Genomic DNA, 19,339 nt, shown 5'->3' with positions numbered 1-19,339 from the left:
GCGGCGCGGGCCGCTGCACCGAACGGTGTACGCCACCGCGCCGCCCCGGCGAGGCACCCCAAAGGCCCCGGGGCGGCGCCGTCTAATGAAGCCAGCGGCAACCGGTCGTCACACCAGAGAGAGACGGACCGATGCACGAGATGTCCATCGCGCTGGCGGTCGTGGACCAGGTCGAGAGCGCTGCCCGGCCCGACGGGGCGACGGGGGTCAGCAGCGTCCGGCTGGAGATCGGCGAACTCGCCGGAGTGGTCCCCGACGCACTTGCCTTCTCCTTCCAACTCGCTTGCGAGGGAACGGTGTTGGCGGGTGCGGAACTCATCACCGAAGCGGTCGTGGCGCGCGCCCGCTGCATCCCGTGCGCGGAGAGCTGGCCGGTGGGCATGCCGCCGCGACTGAGCTGCCCCGGGTGCGGCGGAGCGTCCGTGGAGCTGCTGTCGGGCCGTGAACTGCGGATCGCCGGCGTCAGCTGGCACGACGCCCAGGTACCCACACCGACGCACGAGGAGCGCTGATCCCATGTGCCGTGTCATCGACCTCCAGCAGGCCGTGCTCGCCAAGAACGACGCCTGCGCCCACACCCTGCGCGAGGACCTGGCGGCCCGCGGCACCGCGGTCGTCAACCTGCTCTCCAGCCCCGGCAGCGGCAAGACCGCCCTCCTGGAGCGGGAGCTCACGCTGGCCCGCAGCCGCGGAGTGCCGGTCGCCGCACTCACCGCCGACCTGGCCACCGAGAACGACGCCGTCCGGCTGGCCCGCTCCGGAGTGCCCGTCAAACAGGTGCTCACCGACGGGCTGTGCCACCTCGAAGCCGAGATGCTCGGCGGGCACCTGGACGGCTGGCTGCCCTCGGACACCCGGCTGCTGTTCGTCGAGAACGTCGGCAACCTGGTCTGCCCCGCCTCCTACGACCTGGGGGAGACGCTGCGCATCGTGCTGGCGTCGGTGACCGAGGGCGAGGACAAGCCGCTGAAGTACCCCACGGCCTTCGGGCTGGCCCACCTGGTGGTGGTCACCAAGACCGATATCGCCCGGGCGGTCGGCTTCGACGAGGCGGCGTTCCGCGCCAACGTGGAGCGGGTCAACCCCGGCGTCGAGGTCGTGCTCACCTCGGTGCGCGGCGGCGAGGGCGACGGGGTGCTGCTCGACCGGGCGTTGGCGGCACGGGACGGCGGGCCGGTCCACATCCCGGTCATGACCCGGCAGTCGCACCATGTGCACGACGTCGGGCACCGCCATCCGCACGACCGCGGCACGGCCGACCGCGTCGCCGACTCCGGAGCGGTGGGGTCGAGCCGCTCATGACCACAGGGCAGCCCGGTGCAGTCACCGCTCCCCGAACGCTCGAACCCTCCTCCGAGCTTTCGACCCCGATCGAGCGGGGAGGATTTCCGTGCGTCGGGGAGGGCCCCCTCGCCGGAGGGGCCTGCACCGCGCGCCCTGTTGAGGCCACCGCGCCGCCCGCCGCCCGCCGCCGGATCGTCGTCCGCGGCATCGTCCAGGGCGTCGGGTTCCGTCCGTTCGTCCATGCTCTGGCCACCGAACTGGGGCTGACCGGCCATGTCACCAACACCGGCGAGGGCGTGGTCGCCGAGGTCGAGGGCGCGGCCGGCGCGCTGCTCCGCTTCGGCGAGCGGATCCGCGGCGAGGCGCCGCCGCTGGCCGTCGTGGAGGCCGTGGAGGGCGAGGACATCGCCGCCACCGGGGACACCGGCTTCAGCATCCTCCCGTCCCACAGCCACGGCCCCGCCCGCACCCTGGTCGCCCCGGACGCCGCCACCTGCGACGCCTGCCTGGCCGAGCTGACCGATCCGGCCGACCGCCGCCACCGGCACCCCTTCCTCACCTGTACGCACTGCGGGCCGCGCTTCACCATCGTCCGCGCCCTGCCCTACGACCGCGCGCAGACGACCATGGGCCGCTTCCCCCTGTGCCCGCGCTGCGCGGGCGAGTACGCCGATCCGGCCGACCGGCGGTTCCACGCCCAGCCGATCGCCTGCCACGACTGCGGACCCCGGCTCCGGCTGCTGGCCGCCGACCCGGACGATCCCGCCGGTACCCCGTGCCCGGTGCCGGGGGATCCGGTCGCCGCCACCCGGCGGCTGCTCGCCGAGGGCGCGATCGTGGCGGTCAAGGGGCTCGGCGGCTATCACCTGGTGTGCGATGCCGGTGACGCCGCCGCCGTCGCGCTGCTGCGGCGGCGCAAGGCCCGCGGCGACAAGCCGTTTGCCCTGATGGCGCGTCACATCACGGACGTGGAAGGGATGGTGGTGGTCGGCGAGGCCGAACGGGCGTTGCTCACCGGGCCCGTTCGGCCCATCGTGCTGCTGCGGCGGCGGGACCGGGCGGCACCCGGTGCGCCGGTGCCGGCGGACGCCGTCGCGCCGGGCAGTCCCGATCTGGGGGTGATGCTGCCGTACACGCCGCTGCACCACCTGCTGTTCGGGCTGCCGGGCGACCCCCCGGGGCCCCGGCTGCTGGTGATGACGAGCGGGAACGTCGCGGGCGAACCGATCGTCACGGACGACGCCGAGGCGCTGGAGCGGCTGGCGCACCTGGCGGACGCCTGGCTCGGCCACGACCGGGCGATCCAGGTCCCGTGCGATGACTCGGTGGTCCGGATCAGCGACGGGGAGCCGCTGTACGTCCGGCGCTCGCGCGGCTGTGCGCCGTATCCGATCGCCCTCCCCGTTCCCGTACGGCCCGCGCTGGCGACCGGCGGCGACCTCAAGAACGTGCTCTGCCTGGGCGAGGGGCGGCGCGCCTGGCTGTCCGCGCACATCGGCGACATGGACGACCTCGCGACCCAGTCGGCGTTCGAGCGAGCCGGGGCGCACCTGGAGACGATCACCGGGGTGCGCCCGCGGCTGCTCGCCACCGACCGCCACCCCGGCTACCGCACCGGCCAGTGGGCCCGCCGCCACACCGGCGGCCGGCCGCTGGTCCGGGTCCAGCACCACCATGCGCATATCGCCGCCGCCATGGCCGAACACGGTCTGGACGGCCGCCGCCCGGTGATCGGCGTCGCCTTCGACGGCACCGGCTACGGCGACGACGGCGCGATCTGGGGCGGTGAGGTGCTGCTCGCCGACTATGCCGGATACCGCCGCTTCGGCCAGCTCGGCTATGTCCCGCTGCCCGGCGGCGACACCTCCGTACGCCGCCCCTACCGGATGGCACTGGCCCATCTGCACGCCGCCAAGATTCCCTGGGACGACCAGCTGCCCCCGGTGGGTGCCTGCCCGCCGGACGAACGGCGGCTGCTGGCACGCCAGCTGGAGCGCGACCTGAACTGCGTGCCCACCTCCAGCATGGGCCGCCTCTTCGACGCGGTCTCCTCGCTGGCCGGGATCTGCCACCACGCCGGATACGAGGCCCAGGCCGCCATCGCGCTGGAGGCCGCCGCGCTGGCCGCCGGCGAGGACCGGGGGCCCGGCTACACCTTCGCGCTGCGCGCCGGGGCCGGGACCGGCGGCGCCGATCTCGTCGCCGACCCGGCACCGGTCCTCACCGCCGTCGTGGCGGACGTCCGCGCCGGCACCGGCCGGGCGGTGATCGCGGCCCGCTTCCATACCGCGGTCGCCGGACTCGTCCGGCGCTGCTGTGCCGTGGCCCGGGAGCGCACCGGACTGGGGACCGTCGCGCTGACCGGCGGGGTGTTCGCCAACACCCTGCTGGCCGAGACCGCCGCCGGGCTGCTGCGGCAGGACGGCTTCACCGCGCTGCGGCACCGCCAAGTACCGCCGAACGACGGCGGGTTGGCGCTCGGGCAACTGCTCGTCGCGGCCCGGAAGCGCGGCTCGTGACCCATATGTACCCGCTTGTGTACCCGCATGACGAGGAGGACCCATGTGCCTGGCGGTGCCCGGCAAGGTGATGGAGATCGAGGAACGGGACGGCACCCGGATGGCCACCGTCGACTTCGGCGGGGTGGTCAAGGAGGTGTGCCTGGAGTACGTACCGGATCTGGCGGTGGGTGAGTACGCGATCGTCCACGTGGGCTTCGCGCTCCAGCGGCTGGACGAGGAGTCGGCCCGGAGGACCCTGGCGCTCTTCGAGGAACTCGGCCTGCTCCAGGAGGAGTTCGGCGACCCGTGGGAAGCGGCGGCGGAAGCGGGCCAGGAGGCGGGGCAGTGAAGTACATCGACGAATTCCAGAACCCGGAGCTGGCCCGGCGACTGTTCGACGAGATCCGCGCCACGGTCACCCGGCCGTGGGCCCTGATGGAGGTGTGCGGCGGTCAGACGCACACCATCATCCGGCACGGTATCGACCAACTCCTTCCCGATGAGGTCGAGTTGATCCACGGTCCGGGGTGTCCGGTGTGCGTGACGCCGCTGGAGGTCATCGACAAGGCGCTGGAGATCGCCGCCCGCCCGGACGTGATCTTCTGCTCCTTCGGCGACATGCTGCGCGTACCGGGCAGCGACCGCGACCTGTTCCAGGTGCGCAGCGAGGGCGGCGACGTCCGGGTCGTCTACTCCCCGCTCGACGCGCTGAAGATCGCCCAGCAGAACCCGCACCGCGAGGTGGTGTTCTTCGGCATCGGCTTCGAAACCACCGCCCCGCCCAACGCCATGACGGTATATCAGGCCCGCAAGCTGGGCATCCCCAACTTCAGTCTGCTGGTCTCCCATGTCCGCGTGCCGCCCGCCATCGAGGCGATCATGACCTCGCCGAGCTGCCGCGTCCAGGCGTTCCTGGCCGCCGGACACGTGTGCAGCGTGATGGGCATGGGGGAGTACCCCGAGCTGGCCGAGCGCTTCAAGGTGCCCATCGTCGTCACCGGGTTCGAACCGCTCGACATCCTGGAGGGCATCCGGCGCACCGTCCGCCAGCTGGAGCGCGGCGAACACACCGTCGACAACGCCTATCCGCGGGCCGTCCGGCCGGAGGGCAACCCGGCGGCGCAGGCCATGCTGGCGGATGTCTTCGAGGTCACCGACCGGGCCTGGCGCGGCATCGGCACCATCCCCGCCAGCGGCTGGCGGCTGTCCGAGCGCTACCGCGACTACGACGCCGAACACCGCTTCTCCGTCGACGGCATCACCACCCGCGAGCCCGCAGCCTGCCGCAGCGGCGAAGTCCTGCAAGGGCTGATCAAGCCGAACGAGTGCCCGTCGTTCGGCACCACCTGCACCCCGCGCACCCCGCTCGGCGCCACCATGGTCTCCAGCGAGGGGGCCTGCGCGGCCTACTACCTCTACCGCCGACTCGGCGTCACGGCCACCCCGCTGGAGGCGAGCCCCGTTGTCTGACACCACCTCCCAGAGCCCCCGCCACCTGCCCACCGTCGACATCTCCGGCTGGACCTGCCCGACCCCGCTGCGCGAGACCCCCCGCGTCGTCATGGGGCACGGCGGGGGCGGCGCACTCTCCGCCGAACTCGTCCAGCAGATCTTCGCTCCGGCCTTCGGGGGTGAACTCCTCGCCCAGCTCGGCGATTCCGCGGTGTTCTCCCTGGGCGGTCTGCGGCTCGCCTTCTCCACCGACTCCTATGTCGTCCGGCCGCTGTTCTTCCCCGGCGGCAGCATCGGCGACCTGGCCGTCAACGGCACCGTCAACGACCTGGCGATGAGCGGTGCCCGGGCCGCCTACCTCTCCTGCGGGTTCATCCTGGAGGAGGGCGTCGAGATGCCGGTGGTCGCCGGGGTCGCCGACGCCATGGGCGCCGCCGCGCGGGCCGCCGGAGTGGAGGTGGCGGCCGGTGACACCAAGGTCGTCGAGGCCGGCCACGGCGACGGGGTCTACCTGAACACCGCGGGCATCGGGCTGATCCCGCCGGGCGTCGATCTGCGTCCGCAGCGGGTGGTCCCCGGCGACGTGGTGATCGTCAGCGGCGACATCGGCGTCCACGGCGTGGCCATCATGAGCGTCCGCGAGGGCCTGGAGTTCGGCGTGGAGATCGAGAGCGACTGCGCCGCGCTCGGCGGCCTCGTCCAGGCGATGCTCGCCGTCACCCCCGATCTGCACGTGCTGCGAGATCCCACCCGCGGTGGACTGGCCGCCGCGCTCAACGAGATCGCCACCGCCTCCGCCACCGGCGTCGTCATCAACGAGCGCGCCATCCCCGTCCCGCCCGCCGTCGCCAACGCCTGCGCCATCCTCGGCCTCGACCCGATGTACGTCGCCAACGAGGGCAAGCTGGTGGCCTTCGTGCCCCGCGAGCACGCCGACGCCGTCCTGGACGCGATGCGCGCGCACCCCCTGGGCGCCGGGGCCGCGGTGATCGGCGAGGCGGTCGCGGCGCACCCCGGGATGGTGGTGGCCCGCACCCTGCTGGGCGGTACGCGCGTGGTCGACCTGCCGCTGGGGGAGCAGCTGCCGCGGATCTGCTGACCGGGGCCGGGGACTCACCCGCTGACCTCGTCGCCCACGGCGGCTACGGTGTCGGGCCATGGGGCGCTCGACGATCGCGATGCACCATGTGCGGGCCGCGCTGGGCGGGGCGCGGCGGCTCGGCATCGACACCGTGCCGCTGCTCCAGAGCGCGCGGATCCCGCCGCTGCTGCTCGGCGACGACCGGGCGCGGGTCACCGGGGAGCAGTTCGCCCGTCTGATCCGGGCCCTGCACCTCGCCACCGACGACGAGTTCCTCGGCCTGGGCCCGGTCCGCAGCCGCCGCGGCACCTTCGCGATGATGTGCCACGCCTGCCTGGGCTGCCCGGACCTGGGGTCGGCCCTGGAGCGGGCCGCGCGCTTCTACGCGCTGTTCCCCGGCGGTCCGGTGATGTCCGTCGACGGCGGCGCCGCCTCCGGCACCGCGGTCTTCTCCGTACGCAGCGATCTGCGCCCGTACGACGACGCCGACTTCCTCGCCGAGTGCGTACTGATCATCTTCCACCGGCTCTCCAGCTGGCTGATCGGGCGCCGCATCCCGTTGCGCTGGGCCCGGTTCGCGTATCCGGCGCCCGCCCATGCCGGCGAGTACGGCCTGCTCTTCGGATGCCCGGTCCGCTTCGGCGCCGAGCGCACCGCGGCCGGCTGGGACGCGCGCTGGCTGGCCGCGCCCGTGGTGCGTGACGAGGCCGCGCTGACCGCGATGCTGCGGCGGGCGCCGGCGGATCTGCTGGGCCGGCGGGAATACGGCACCACCGTGGCCGAGCAGGTGCGGCGCACCCTCGCACGGGCGCTGCGGACCGAGGCGCCCGCGCGGCTCCCGGAGGCCGCGGAGGTGGCGGCGCGGCTCGCCCTCAGCCCGGCGACCCTGCGGCGCCGGCTCCAGGCCGAGGGCACGTCGTACCGGCGGATCAAGGACGCGGTCCGCCGGGACGCGGCGATCACCTCACTGGCCGCCGGGCGGGAGCCGATCGCCGAACTGGCGGCGCGTATCGGCTTCTCCGAGGACACCGCCTTCCACCGCGCCTTCCGCCGCTGGACGGGCACCACACCGGGCGCCTACCGACTGCACGGCGACGGTGCGGATCCCGGCGGAGGCCCGCCGCCTGCGACGCACGGTCAGCAAAGCTGAGCGTTCCGGTCAGCTCCCTCCTTACCCGCGAGTCACTACGGTCGGCCCAACCACCCCAGCACTCAGGTCAGTTGGGAGAGCCGTATGCACCTTCGCTCCGGACTACCGATCACCGCCACCGCCCTTGCCCTGCTGCTCGGCCTCCCCGGCGCGGGCGCCGCGACGGCACAGCAGCCCGCGCCCGCGGACGGCCGCCCCGGCGACATCGTGACCGCCGCCCCCACCTCGTTCCACCCGCTGCCAGGTCAACCGACCCGCACCCGCGCCTGGCACCTCACCTACCGCTCCACCACCGCCAAGGGCGCCCCCAACACCGTCTCCGGCACCGTCATCGTCCCCTACGACGGCAGGAAGGGCCCGCGCCCGCTCATCACCTACGCCGTCGGCACCGTCGGACTCGCCGACTCCTGCGCCCCCTCGGCCGGCTTCCCCAAGGGCACCACGATGGAGGCCAACCTCATCCAGCAGCTCACCCGGCGCGGCTGGGCGGTCGCGGTCACCGACTACGAAGGGCTCGGCACCCCCGGCGACCACACCTACACCGTGGGCCGCGCCGAGGGCCAGGCCGTCCTGGACGCGGCCCGCGCCGCCGAACGGCTCCCCGGGGCCGGTGCCGCCGGGGTCACCGAGGACTCCCCGGTCGGCATCATGGGCTACTCCCAGGGCGGCCAGGCCAGCAGCTGGGCGGCCGAACTGCACCGCTCCTACGCGCCCGAGCTCAAGGTCAAGGGCACCGCGACCGGCGGCGTACCGGCCGATCTGCTCAAGGTCGCGGACGCCGACAACGGCACCATCGGCGCCGGACTGATCCTGATGGCCGCCATCGGCCAGAACGCCGCCTTCCCGGAACTCCACCTGGACAGCTACCTCAACGCCGAGGGCCGGCACCTCGTCGACTTCCTGCGCACCAACTGCGTCGCCGCCGACGTCGCCGCCGGCCTCTTCAAGAAGATCTCCGACGTGACCGTCAGGAACCCGCTGTACGAACCGGACTGGCAGGCGCGGCTACGGGAATCCGCCCTCGGCACGCGCCGGCCGGACGCGCCCGTGTACCTCTACCACGGGACCGCCGACGAACTGATCCCGTACGCCGTGGGCAAGCAGCTGCGGGCCGACTGGTGCGCCAAGGGCGCTGATGTGCAGTGGAGTTCGATTCCCCTGGGCGAGCATGTGGCCGGCGCGATCGTGGGCTCCGTACCGGCCGCCAACTGGCTCGCCGACCGCTTCGCGGACAAACCGGCGGCCGGCAACTGCGGCTGACCGGCACCGCCGCACCCACCCCGCACGGCACGTGCCCCGGGGCACCTCGCGAACCGAGGTGCACCGGGGCGCCTTCACCGGGTGTGCGCCGCCGGCCGCCGCAGCCGTTGCGGGGCACGGGTGTCCTCCATCAACCGGGACCCGAACCAGTCGTCCCTGTCCCGTACGCCGGGCAGCACGAAGAAGTAGCCGCCGCCGTACGGGTTGATGAACCGGGCCAGCGGCTCGTGCCGCAGCCGCCGCTGCACGGCGCCGAACTGCCGCTCCAGATTCTGCTGGTAGCCGCAGAAGACCAGCCCCAGGTTCAGCAGGCCGTGCTCGTCGAACCCCTGGTCGTAGTTGTAACTCCGCCGCAGGAAACGGGACTTGTCGGACCGGCGGGTGCGCGGATTGGCCAGCCGGATATGCGAGTCGAACGGGATCTTCCTGCCGTCCGGGTCCGCGTCGTAGTCCGGCGCTTCCCTCTCGTACCGGCCGTCCAGGGGTGCGCCGCTCGCCTTGTGCCGCCCGAAGATCCTCTCCTGGCGGGACACCGGCAGCCGGTCCCAGGACTCCGTGTGGAAGCGGATCAGCCGCAGTGCCTGATAGCTGCCGCCGTCGGCCCATTCCGGCTCACCGCACGGCGGCGTCACCCAGATCAGGTCGTCCAGCTCCGTGGCCGAGCCGAGGTCCGGATTGACGATCCCGTCCTTGAAGCCGAGGAAGTTCCGCGGTGAACCCGACGGCCGCGACGGGTTGAGGAACGCGTCCATCCGCCAGCGTGGCCGCAGCATTCCGTCGGTCTCGCGGGCCAGGTCGCGCAGCACGTGCGCCACGGCGTCCGGGTGCTCCGCGCAGATCTGGAGCGACAGGTCGCCGTGACAGTGCGCCGGGTCCAGCCGGTCGTCGGGGAACGCCGGCATCGCCTTCAGATGCCGCGGCTTGTGCCCGGCGAGCCCGAACCGGTCGTCGAACAGCGATGCCCCCACACCGAAGGTGAGGGACAGCGAGTCCGGCGTGGGCCGCTCCGACGGCACCCGCTCGTCCTCCGGCTTCACCCCGGCCGCCATCACCCGGCACCGTTCGGTGAGCTTCTGGAACAGCTTGGTGAGATCCGCCCGGTCCTGGACCAGGACGTCGTAGGCGACGAACCCGGCGAACAACTGCTGCGGTGTCACGATCCCGGCCTGGTAGCGGTCGTGGAACGGTACCCGGTCCGGTGGCAGCCGCCGGCGGTCGTCCGTGGCGCCGTGCGCGGACTGCGCCACGGCCTGGGCCGACCGGCCCGCCGGCGCCGCGGCGGCCCCGCCGGCCAGCCCTGCCGAGGCCGCCACCCCTGCGAACCCCGCCGCACACCTGAGAAAGTCCCGGCGCCCGTCGTCCTGCGCCGGGCCCCGCTCTTCCCCGGCCCGCTCACATCTCATCGTCCCGCCGTCTCCACTTCGTCATCCGCTGCCGGTGTACGTGCCCATACCTGGGCGCGATCCTCGCCGCCCGCTGCGCGCGCCCCGCGACCAACACGGCCGGGACCGCAGGAATCACGCGTGGGGAGCCATCCGGCCGCCCGAACGGCGCACGCCACGCCCGTTCCCGCGCGACACCGCACGCGTCCGCTCCTAGCGTCGGCCGTGTGACCCGCCCGACCGATGTCCCGTCAGAGTTCCGGTTCCGTATCGTTCGGGGCCACGCCGAGCCCGAGGAACTCGCCGCGCTCACCGTCATCCTGTGCGCCCAGCTCGCCTGCGCCCGGTCGGTGCCGAACGACCTCCCCGACGACGGGCTCACCGAGCTCCAGCTGCGCAACCAGCGTGCCCAGTCGGCGTGCTGGGCGGGGTGCTGGACCTGCGGCTGACCGGGTCCGGGCCACCGGCTACCGGAAGTTCGCGCGCATACCGGCGGTCCCCGGGACGTACCGCGCCGCCAGCCCGGCCGCGGCCAGGAAGCCGGCCGCGCCGATGAGCACCCGGTGTGCAGCCCCGGGACGAGTCCGGCGGCGGTCAGTGTCCCGAAGACGGCGACGCCGAGGACGCTGCCCAGTTGACGGGCGGCGTTGAAGACCGCGGCGGCGGCACCGCTCCGCTCGCCGGGCGCGGCCTCCATCACGGCCGCCGTGGACGCCGGCATGGTCAGCGCGGTACCGAATCCGGCGGCGGCCATCGGGGCCACCAGGGCGAGGTACGGCGTATCGGGGGACGCGCACAGCCAGCCGGCCAGGCCCGCCGCGCCGACGGCCAGGCCCGCCACCATGGGGGGCCGCGGCCCCGTCCGGGCCGTCAGGCGCCCGCCCAGTGCGGAGCCGGCGGCCACCGGCCCGACGGCCGGCAGCAGCGCGAAGCCGGTGCGCAGTGCGCTGTAGTGGTGGATCTGCTGGAAGTACAGCGGGGCGAGGAACAGCAGCCCGTAGAAACCGGTGTTGAGCAGCACGCCGATGGCGGCGGAGGCGGAGAACGCCCGGTCGCGGAAGAGGGCGAGCGGCAGCATGGGCGCGGTCGAGCGTCGCTCCAGGAACAGGAAGGCGGCCGACCCGAGGAGGGTGACGGCGAACGCGCCGAGTACGGCGGGGTGGGTCCGGCCCACGGCGCCGGCCTCGATGCAGCCGGTGGCCAGTGCCGCCACGCTCACCGCCGCGGCGGTCTGCGCCGGGATGTCCAGACCGGTCCGGGCCGCGGCGGCGGGGGAGCGGGGCACGTACCGCAGCGTCAGCAGCAGCGCGGCGAGGCCCACGGGCAGGTTGACGAAGAACACCGAGCGCCAGCCGAGCGCGGTGACCAGCACCCCGCCGAGCACCGGCCCGGCCCCGGCGCCGAGACCGGCGACCATGCCCCAGATGCCGAACGCGCGGGCGCGCGACGCCGGGTCGGGACAGGCCGCCCGCAGCAGCGCGAGGGAGGCGGGCACCAGCAGCGCGGCACCGACTCCCTGCGCCAGCCGGGCCACGACCAGTACGGCGACGGTGGGTGCGAGGGCGCACCCCGCCGAGGCGAGTGTGAACACCGCCAGCCCGGCCAGGAACACCGTCCGGGCGCCGAGCCGGTCCCCGAGTCCGCCGCAGAAGAGCAGCAGCCCGGCGAAGACCAGGGTGTAGCCGTCCACCGTCCACTGGAGCCCGGTCACCCCGGCGTGCAGCGCGCCGCCGAGTTCCGGAAGCGCCACGGTGACGACGGTGACGTCCAGGATGACCATGAAGTAGCCCAGGCAGACGGCCACCAGGGGCAGCGGCGAGATCCGGCGGGTGGCCGGACGGGTGCGGAGGGAGGGGGAGAGCGTCGGCATGCGGTCAGTGTCCTGCCGGATCGTTACGGTCCCCGGCGAAACGTTCTCCCCCTCGGGGTGCGCCTCTGGGCGAGGCGCCGGGCCGGACGCCCGCCGAGCCCGGTGCACCACCGCGCGAGGTCGTTTCGCCATCTGCCGAATCGTCTTCGGCGTACGGTCGGACCATGGATGCCCGGACCGAGACCGAGCGGGCCACCGAGGCCGACATCGCACAGGTGGCGGCGGCGATCGGTGACCCGTCCCGCGCCAAGGTGCTGTTGGCCCTCGCCGGGGGCGGTGCGCTGCCCGCCAGCGCGCTGGCCGCCGAGGCCGGGGTCGGCAACTCCACCATCAGCGGCCATCTGGCCAAGCTCCGCGACGCCCGGCTGCTGACCGTCGAACTCGACGGGCGGCACCGCTACTACCGGCTCGCCACCACCGACGTCGCCCGCGCCCTGGAGCAGCTCGCCCTCATCGCCCGCCCCCTCCCGGTGCGCTCCTTGAACGCCGACACCCGCGCCCGGGCCCTGCTGCGCGCCCGGCTCTGCTACGACCACCTGGCGGGCCGGCTCGGCGTCGCCCTGATGGGAGCACTGCTGTCGGGCGGCGTCCTCCGGGAGGAGCGGACGGGCGCGGACGCCGAGTGCACCGCCTACCTCCTGACCCCGCCCGGCCGCCGCGAACTGACCGCGTTCGGCGTCGACATGGACCGTCTGCCGCGCCGCCGCGCCTCGGTCCGCTACTGCGTGGACTGGGCCGAGCAGCGCCACCACCTGGCCGGCGCCCTCGGCGCCGCGGTCACCGCCCGGATGTTCGCCCTGGACTGGCTGCGCCGCGGCACGTACCGGCGGGTCGTCCGGCTGACCGACGCCGGGCGCGACGGCCTCGCCGCGACCTTCGGCGTCCCGCCCGACCGGCTCCGCTAGCCCGTTGCCGGCCCCTTTCGCACCGTCTCCGGCCGCGCCCTGTCGCGGACACGTCGAGTAGGGTCCTGACCAGCCGGAACAGTGAGTCGAGGAGGCCGTTTTCGTGACGGATCGTCAAGTGTCGGAGGGATCCGGCGGGAACGGCGCGCCGGAAGTACAGGCGCAGGAGCGCCGGCTGCACCGGGACCTGGGGTTCTGGGGGCTGACCGGGATCGGCTTCTCCAACATCGTCGGCTCCGGCTGGCTGTTCGCCGCCATGTACGCCGCGCAGACCGCCGGACCCGCCGCCCTGCTGTCCTGGGTGGGGGCCGGCCTGCTGTGCGGACTGGTCGCGCTGGTGATGATCGAGCTGGGCGCGTCCCGGCCGGAGGGCGGCGGTACCGTCCGCTGGCCGTTGTACGCCAGCGGCCGGCTGGTCGGCACCCTCGTCGGCTGGTCGGTGCTGCTGTCGGTCGGCGGTACCGCCGCCGAGATCAGCGCGATCATGCAGTACGCCGCGCACTACCTGCCGGGCCTCTACAACGGCCACACCCTCACCGCCTCCGGACTGGGTCTGGCCGCCGGCCTCAGCGTGCTGCTGACCGCGCTGAACTGGTTCGCGGTGCGGATGTTCGCCCGGCTGAACAACCTGGTCTCGGTGTTCAAGATCGCAGTCCCGGTCCTCACCGTGTTCGCCCTGATCGCCTCCGGCTGGCACTCCGGGCGCCTCACGGACCACGGCGGATTCGCCCCGTACGGCTATGTCGCCTGCCTGACCGCGCTGGCCGGCGGCGGCATCGTCTACTCGGTCAACGGCTTCCAGGCCCCGCTGGACTTCTCCGGCGAGACCCGCAACCCCCGCCGCACCATCCCCTGGGCCGTCCTCGCCGGTATCGGCCTGGCCGTCCTGATGTACCTGGCGCTGCAACTGGCCTTCCTGTTCACCGTGCCCGAGAACCTGCTCGGCGGCGGCTGGAAGGGCGTCTCCTTCGACTCGCCCTTCGGGCAGCTGGCCCTGATCCTCAACCTGCACTGGCTGTCCAGCCTGCTCTACGCCGACGCCGTGCTCTCGCCCGGCGGTTCGGCCTACGTAGGAGTGGCGCTGGACGCCCGGCACACCTACGCACTCGCCAAGAACGGCACGATTCCCCGCTACTTCATGAAGGTCGACGAGCGCTACGGCGTGCCGCGCCGGGCGCTGGCGGTCAACCTCGTCGTCATCGTGCTGTTCCTGCTGCCGTTCGGCGGCTGGCAGGACATCGTGAGCGTGATGGGCGACATGTACCTGCTGATCTACGCCGCCTCCGCCGTCGCCGTCGCGGTCTTCCGCGCCGCGCCGGGCGGCGGCACCGCCGGGTGGGTGCCGGGCCTGCGCTGGATCGCGCCGGTCAGCTTCGTGGTGGCGAGCGAGTTCGTCTACTGGTCGGGCTGGCACGATCTGCGGCTGGCGCTGCCGCTGGTGCTCGCCGGACTGCTGGTGTTCCTGCTGATGCGGCGCCCCGGCGCACGGGCCGCGGAGAGCGACGGCGCCGGGCCGCGCCGGCCGCTGAGCGCCGAACTGCGCACCGGCGCCTGGCTGGTGGTCTATCTGCTCGCCCTGACGCTGCTCTCCTGGCTCGGCACCTTCAAGGGCTCCGGACGACTGCCCGCCCCGTACGACTCGGTCACCGTGGCCGCCGTCGCGGTGGCCGTCTTCTTCTGGGCCGTACGGTCGGGCGTCGGCCAGCTCACGGCGTCCCGGCCGGCGGCTGCCGGGTAACCGGCGCGGCGCCCCGGGCCGTGAAGCGGATGCCGGACCCCCGAAATATGATGAAGCCATGCTTCGGCGTCGGCCCCCGCGGTCGGCGAGCGCCGACGATCTGCTGACCACGCTCGGGCGGCTGACCGCCCAGGCGCGGGAAGGCGCGGAACTCCAGCAGGCCCGGGTCGAGCTCGCCGAGGCGCTCCAGCGCGAGATGCTGCCGGGCGCCCTGCCCGAGCTTCCCGGGCTGCGCACCGCCGCCACCTACGCCCCCGCCCGGCACGGTCTGGCCATCGGGGGCGACTGGTACGACGGCTTCCGGCTGCCGGACGGCTCGCTGGCGTTCTCGGTGGGCGATGTGCAGGGCCACGATGTCGAGGCCGCGGCCTTCATGGGCCAGATCCGGATCGGGCTGCGCGCCGTCGCCGCGCATGCCGCCGACCCCGGCGAGGTGCTCAGCCGGGCCAACGACCTGCTGCTCTCCGTCGACTGCGAACTCTTCGCGACCTGCACCTTCGTCCGCTTCGACCCGTTCCGCTGGGAACTGACCAGCGCCCGCGCCGGGCACGTCCCCGCGATCTGGGCCACCGTCGACGACCGGTACGGCGTGACCGACGACCCCGGTGGCATCCCGCTGGGCATCCTGCCGGGGGAGCGGTACCCGGTCACCCGGCGGCGGCTGACCGAGGAGGGTGCGTTCGTGCTGCTCACCGACGGGGTCGTCGAGGGGCCCGCGTTCCCCATCGAGGCCGGACTGGCGCAGGTGACCCGGCTGGTCAGCGCCAGGGCCGGGGACCATCCGGCGGACGTCGCCGACGCGGTGATGTGCGTCGCCGAGCTGACCGGGCACACCGACGACGCCGCGGTGATCGTGCTGCGCTTCGAGGCAGCCGCAGCCGCAGCCGGGGCCGGGTGAAGCACGCGCCGGGCGCGCGTGTCGCGGACGGCGCCCGGCTACCGGCATTGTCTGATGGCAGACGTGGTACGCACCGGGGAACTCCGTCGGCCGGCAGCGGCAGCCCTGGCGAACCTCGTACTCGCCGGCGTCTACTGGGCGTCCGCGAAGGTCGGCCTGCTGGAGCAGGTCGTGGTCGCGGGTGCGGTGGTCACGCCCCTGTGGCCGCCCACCGGCATCGCGCTGAGCTGCCTGCTCCTGCTGGGCCTGTGGATGTGGCCGGGCATCGCCCTCGGCACTCTCCTGGTCATCTCCACGCTCACCAGGCTGGACATCGCCGGCTTCGGCGTGGTGGCCGGCAACACCCTCGCCCCGGTCTGCGCCTGCCTGATGCTGCGGCGGGTCGGCTTCCGCACCGAACTGGACCGGCTGCGCGACGGCGTCGCCCTGGTGTCCCTCGGCGCCTTCGCCGCGATGGTGATCAGCGCGACGCTGGGCAGCGGCACCCAGGTGCTCACCGGGGCCCTGCCCACCGGCGACTTCTGGCGCACCTGGTCGGCCTGGTGGGTGGGCGACGCGATGGGTGTCCTGGTCGTCGCACCGCTGCTGCTCGCCTTCCGCAACGTCCGGCCGCCCCGGAACGTCCCCCTCTACCGCTGGGCCGAGGCGGCGGCGCTGCTGGCCTGTGCGGTCGTGGTGTCGCTGCTGACGACCCGCAGCTCGTTGTCGCTGCTCTTCCTGGTCTTCCCGGTGATCGTGTGGGCGGCACTGCGGTTCCAGCTGGTGGGCGCGGCGCCCTGCGTACTGGTGATGTCGGTCTTCGCGATCAACGCGGCGACCGGCCGCCGCGGACCGTTCACCGGGCACAGCCTCCTGGAGTCGATGGTCAACCTCCAGGCCCTGAACACGTCCGCCGCGCTCACCGCGCTGCTGCTGTCGGCGATCGTCACCGAGCAGAGCACCATCCGGCGGAAGGTCGAGCAGGCGTGCACGGAACTGGCCGAGGTCGTCGACCGGCTCGCGCCGGGGGAGAGCAGACGCCGGTGGCCACCCGGCGGCGAGCCGGGGTGACCGGGTGACCGGCGCGGCTCAGCCGCCCAGCAGCTCTCCCAGGTCGTAGCCCACCGGCTCCTCCAGCTGCGCGTAGGTGCAGCTCTCCGGCGTGCGGTCGGGGCGCCAGTGCCGGAACTGGGCGGTGTGCCGGAACCGGCTGCCCTCCATGTGGTCGTAGGCCACCTCGCACACCAGCTCCGGGCGCAGCGGCACCCACGACAGGTCCTTGCCGCCGCTCCACCGGCTCGGCCCGCCGGGCATCCGCCGGGACGCGTGCGCCGCCTCGTCGGCCCAGGTGCCCCAGGGGTGGCCGGACACGTCGTCCATCCGCAGCGGCGCCAGCTCCTCGACGAGCCGACGCCGCTCCGCCATGGGGAACGAGGCGCACACCCCGACGTGCTGGAGGTGCCCGGAATCGTCGTGCAGCCCCAGCAGCAGCGAGCCGACCACCGGCCCGCTCTTGTGCAGCCGGTAGCCGGCCACGACGCAGTCCGTGGTCCGGGCGTGCTTGATCTTGAACATCGCGCGGTCGCCCGGCCGGTACGGCAGATCCAGCGGCTTGGCGACCACCCCGTCCAGCCCCGCCCCCTCGAACTGCGCGAACCACCGGGCCGCCAGCTCCCGGTCGGTGGTCGCCGGCGCGGTGTGCACCGGCGGCCGGGCCGGCCGCAGCGCCTCGACCAGGGCCTCCCGGCGGGCCGTCTGCGGCGCGTCCAGCAGCGAGTCGGAGCCGAGCGCCAGCAGGTCGAAGGCGACGAGTGAGGCGGGCGTGCGCGCGGCGAGCGTACGGACCCGGGAGGCCGCCGGATGGATGCGCTCCAGCAACTCCTCGAAGTGCAGCCGGCCGTCATGGGCGATGACGATCTCGCCGTCGAGCACGCAGCGCGGCGGCAGTTCGTCGCGTACGGCCTGGATCACCTCGGGGAAGTAGCGGCTGAGCGACTTCGTCGTCCGGCTGGCGATCTCCACCTCGTCGCCGTCCCGGAAGACGACGACCCGGAACCCGTCCCATTTCGCCTCGTACTGCATACCGGCGGGGATCTCCGCCACCGACTTCGCGAGCATGGGGGAGACCGGGGGCATCACGGGCAGGTCCATGCTCCCGATCCTGAGGGCAGACCGCCGCGTACGCCTGCCGGGGACCACCGGGCGCCCCGCCGCCCGGCGCGCGGGAGCCCCGTACGGAACCTAGCGTGGAGGCATGGCCGGAGCCCGAGCTGTGGAGCTGGACGTCGCGGGGCGCACCGTGCGGGTGTCGAACCCCGACAAGATCTATTACCCGGAGCGCGGCTTCACGAAGTGGGATGTGGTCCAGTACTACCTGGCGGTCGCGGACGGGGTGCTGCGCGGTCTGCGCGACCGGCCCACCACCATGCAGCGGTTCCCCGACGGGGTCACGGGCGAGTTCTTCTACCAGAAGCGGGCGCCCAAGGGGCTGCCGGAGTGGCTGCCCACCGCCCGGATCACCTTCCCCAGCGGGCGGTTCGCCGACGAGATGTGCCCCACCGAACCGGCCGCCGTCCTGTGGGCCGCCAACCTGGGCTGTCTGACCTTCCACCCCTGGCCGGTCCGCCGCGGCGACACCGAGCACCCCGACGAACTGCGCATCGACCTCGACCCGCAGCCCGGCACCGGATTCGCCGACGCGGTCAAGGTCGCCCACGAGCTGCGTGAGCTGCTGACCGCCCACGGGCTGTGCGGCTGGCCGAAGACCTCCGGCGGACGCGGGGTGCACGTCTACGTACCGATCCGCCCCGAGTGGACGTTCACCGAGGTCAGACGGGCGGCGATCGCCGTGGCGCGGGCGCTGGAGCGGCGGCTGCCCCAACTGGCCACCTCCGCCTGGTGGAAGGAGGAGCGCGGTGAGAAGGTCTTCGTGGACTACAACCAGATGGCCCGCGACCGCACCATCGCCTCGCCCTACTCGCTGCGCGCCCGCCCCCGGGCGACCGTCTCCACCCCGCTGCGCTGGGACGAACTGCCCGATGCCGCGCCCGAGGACTTCGACCTGCGCACCGTCCCGCCCCGCTTCGCCGAACTCGGCGATGTGCACGCGGACATGACGGAGCACGCCTACGGCCTGGAATCCCTCCTGGAGCTGGCCGACCGGCACGCCGCCGACGAAGGGCTCGGCGATCTGCCGTACCCGCCCGACCACCCGAAGATGCCCGGCGAACCGGCCAGGGTCCAGCCGAGCCGCGCCCGTAAGCAGTGAACGTCTGAAGGGCGGCCGTGTGCCGTCGCCGGTGGTGGCGTGCCGGACGGTGTCCGGGTGCCTCCGAGGTACGCGCCGGACGCTGGCGCGACCGGAGCAATTCCGGGGGCCGTTGGAGTGGACGGCCGCCGTGCCTGCGAGGAAGGCGAAGCCGCGCGGTACGCATCACTTGTCCGATTTCCTGCCAATCAGGAGAAACGCATGCGTAAGTTCATAGGGCGTTCCGTCGCCGCCGCGGCGCTCGCCGCCGCCACTCTCGTCCCCACCGCAGGGATGGCGCAGGCTGCCCCTCAGGGACAGACCGTGGCGGTGAGCGGCGATCACGGCCGCGGGCACCACGGCCGTCATTTCCGCCACCGTCGGCACGACGAAGACTGCGACTTCTTCGGTTTCGGCCGTTTCGGCAACGAGGGTCGCGAGGGTCGCGAGGGTCGCGAGGGCCGGCACGGCCATAAGGGCCACCATGGCCGGGAGCACCGTGAGGGGTGCGAGGAGCACCGCCACTTCGGCATCCTCGGCTGGCTCCTGCACAGCCTGTTCGGTTGGTTCTGATCGGCAGAAGCCAGGCGGG

General features: G+C 73.5%; 17 protein-coding genes and 1 pseudogene. 14 read left to right on the top strand and 4 right to left on the bottom strand.

Annotated elements, in window-relative coordinates; translation table 11 throughout:
• Positions 1-131 precede the first annotated feature (131 nt).
• From IEZ17_RS34205 to IEZ17_RS34170, 8 genes are all read left to right on the top strand, one after another.
• Positions 132-512 carry a hydrogenase maturation nickel metallochaperone HypA/HybF gene (locus IEZ17_RS34205; protein ID WP_189307081.1) on the top strand — a complete coding sequence of 127 codons (381 nt, stop codon included), beginning with the start codon at positions 132-134 and terminating at the stop codon, positions 510-512.
• 4 nt (positions 513-516) lie between these two features.
• Positions 517-1,302 (top strand): hydrogenase nickel incorporation protein HypB, encoded by a 786-nt coding sequence (gene hypB, locus IEZ17_RS34200; RefSeq protein ID WP_189307079.1) that lies wholly within the window; start codon positions 517-519, stop codon positions 1,300-1,302.
• Positions 1,299-3,803, top strand: coding sequence for a carbamoyltransferase HypF (gene hypF / locus IEZ17_RS34195; protein WP_189307077.1), 2,505 nt, complete (start codon positions 1,299-1,301; stop codon positions 3,801-3,803). The genes hypB and hypF overlap by 4 nt, the downstream gene beginning before the upstream one ends.
• Positions 3,804-3,846: 43 nt before the next feature.
• Positions 3,847-4,134, top strand: coding sequence for a HypC/HybG/HupF family hydrogenase formation chaperone (locus IEZ17_RS34190; protein ID WP_189307075.1), 288 nt, complete (start codon positions 3,847-3,849; stop codon positions 4,132-4,134).
• Positions 4,131-5,255: a hydrogenase formation protein HypD gene (gene hypD / locus IEZ17_RS34185; protein ID WP_189307073.1), complete on the top strand. Its 1,125-nt coding sequence runs from the start codon at positions 4,131-4,133 to the stop codon at positions 5,253-5,255. The genes IEZ17_RS34190 and hypD overlap by 4 nt, the downstream gene beginning before the upstream one ends.
• Positions 5,248-6,336: a hydrogenase expression/formation protein HypE gene (hypE, locus tag IEZ17_RS34180; protein ID WP_189307071.1), complete on the top strand. Its 1,089-nt coding sequence runs from the start codon at positions 5,248-5,250 to the stop codon at positions 6,334-6,336. Before hypD ends, hypE begins: the two co-directional genes overlap by 8 nt.
• Before the next feature lie 58 nt (positions 6,337-6,394).
• A complete protein-coding gene (locus IEZ17_RS34175) occupies positions 6,395-7,468 on the top strand; it encodes an AraC family transcriptional regulator (protein ID WP_189307069.1) in 1,074 nt (357 codons plus the stop codon).
• A gap of 84 nt (positions 7,469-7,552) precedes the next feature.
• Positions 7,553-8,728, top strand: a complete 1,176-nt coding sequence (locus IEZ17_RS34170; RefSeq protein ID WP_189307067.1) for a lipase family protein — start codon at positions 7,553-7,555, stop codon at positions 8,726-8,728.
• Positions 8,729-8,802: 74 nt separating this feature from the next.
• Here IEZ17_RS34170 and IEZ17_RS34165 read toward each other — a convergent pair whose 3' ends face one another.
• Positions 8,803-10,131, bottom strand: a complete 1,329-nt coding sequence (locus IEZ17_RS34165) for a Dyp-type peroxidase (RefSeq protein ID WP_189307065.1) — start codon at positions 10,129-10,131, stop codon at positions 8,803-8,805.
• Positions 10,132-10,337: 206 nt separating this feature from the next.
• Here IEZ17_RS34165 and IEZ17_RS45025 point away from each other — a divergent pair, with 206 nt between their 5' ends.
• On the top strand, positions 10,338-10,559 hold the full coding sequence (locus tag IEZ17_RS45025) for an acyl-CoA carboxylase subunit epsilon (protein WP_189307063.1): 222 nt from the start codon (positions 10,338-10,340) through the stop codon (positions 10,557-10,559).
• A gap of 206 nt (positions 10,560-10,765) precedes the next feature.
• Here IEZ17_RS45025 and IEZ17_RS45020 read toward each other — a convergent pair.
• Positions 10,766-11,890 (bottom strand): annotated as a pseudogene (locus IEZ17_RS45020) (MFS transporter); the annotation flags it as partial.
• A 254-nt stretch (positions 11,891-12,144) separates the two neighbouring features.
• Between IEZ17_RS45020 and IEZ17_RS34150 the strand changes: the two are divergent.
• The 4 genes from IEZ17_RS34150 (at position 12,145) to IEZ17_RS34135 (ending at position 16,571) form a co-directional block, all read left to right on the top strand.
• Positions 12,145-12,885: an ArsR/SmtB family transcription factor gene (locus IEZ17_RS34150; protein WP_189307061.1), complete on the top strand. Its 741-nt coding sequence runs from the start codon at positions 12,145-12,147 to the stop codon at positions 12,883-12,885.
• A 175-nt stretch (positions 12,886-13,060) separates the two neighbouring features.
• The gene (locus IEZ17_RS34145; protein WP_229852912.1) at positions 13,061-14,623 is read left to right on the top strand and encodes an APC family permease; all 1,563 of its coding nucleotides are present in this window, start codon (positions 13,061-13,063) and stop codon (positions 14,621-14,623) included.
• Between the two features lie 58 nt (positions 14,624-14,681).
• The gene (locus IEZ17_RS34140) at positions 14,682-15,521 is read left to right on the top strand and encodes a PP2C family protein-serine/threonine phosphatase (protein WP_189307059.1); all 840 of its coding nucleotides are present in this window, start codon (positions 14,682-14,684) and stop codon (positions 15,519-15,521) included.
• A gap of 63 nt (positions 15,522-15,584) precedes the next feature.
• Positions 15,585-16,571: an MASE1 domain-containing protein gene (locus IEZ17_RS34135; protein WP_189307117.1), complete on the top strand. Its 987-nt coding sequence runs from the start codon at positions 15,585-15,587 to the stop codon at positions 16,569-16,571.
• Between the two features lie 18 nt (positions 16,572-16,589).
• Here the strand turns inward: IEZ17_RS34135 and IEZ17_RS34130 are convergent, their stop codons facing one another.
• Positions 16,590-17,651 carry an ATP-dependent DNA ligase gene (locus tag IEZ17_RS34130; protein WP_189307057.1) on the bottom strand — a complete coding sequence of 354 codons (1,062 nt, stop codon included), beginning with the start codon at positions 17,649-17,651 and terminating at the stop codon, positions 16,590-16,592.
• 103 nt (positions 17,652-17,754) lie between these two features.
• On the opposite strand from IEZ17_RS34130, the gene ligD reads away from it, so the two are divergent.
• On the top strand, positions 17,755-18,768 hold the full coding sequence (gene ligD, locus IEZ17_RS34125; RefSeq protein WP_189307055.1) for a non-homologous end-joining DNA ligase: 1,014 nt from the start codon (positions 17,755-17,757) through the stop codon (positions 18,766-18,768).
• A 165-nt stretch (positions 18,769-18,933) separates the two neighbouring features.
• Here the strand turns inward: ligD and IEZ17_RS34120 are convergent.
• The coding region (locus tag IEZ17_RS34120; protein WP_229852904.1) for a hypothetical protein at positions 18,934-19,339 on the bottom strand (406 nt) is incomplete at its 5' end.

The organism is Streptomyces albospinus, from assembly GCF_014648695.1.
GTDB lineage: Bacteria > Actinomycetota > Actinomycetes > Streptomycetales > Streptomycetaceae > Streptomyces > Streptomyces albospinus.
This window is presented reverse-complemented; position numbering and strand designations above follow the sequence as displayed.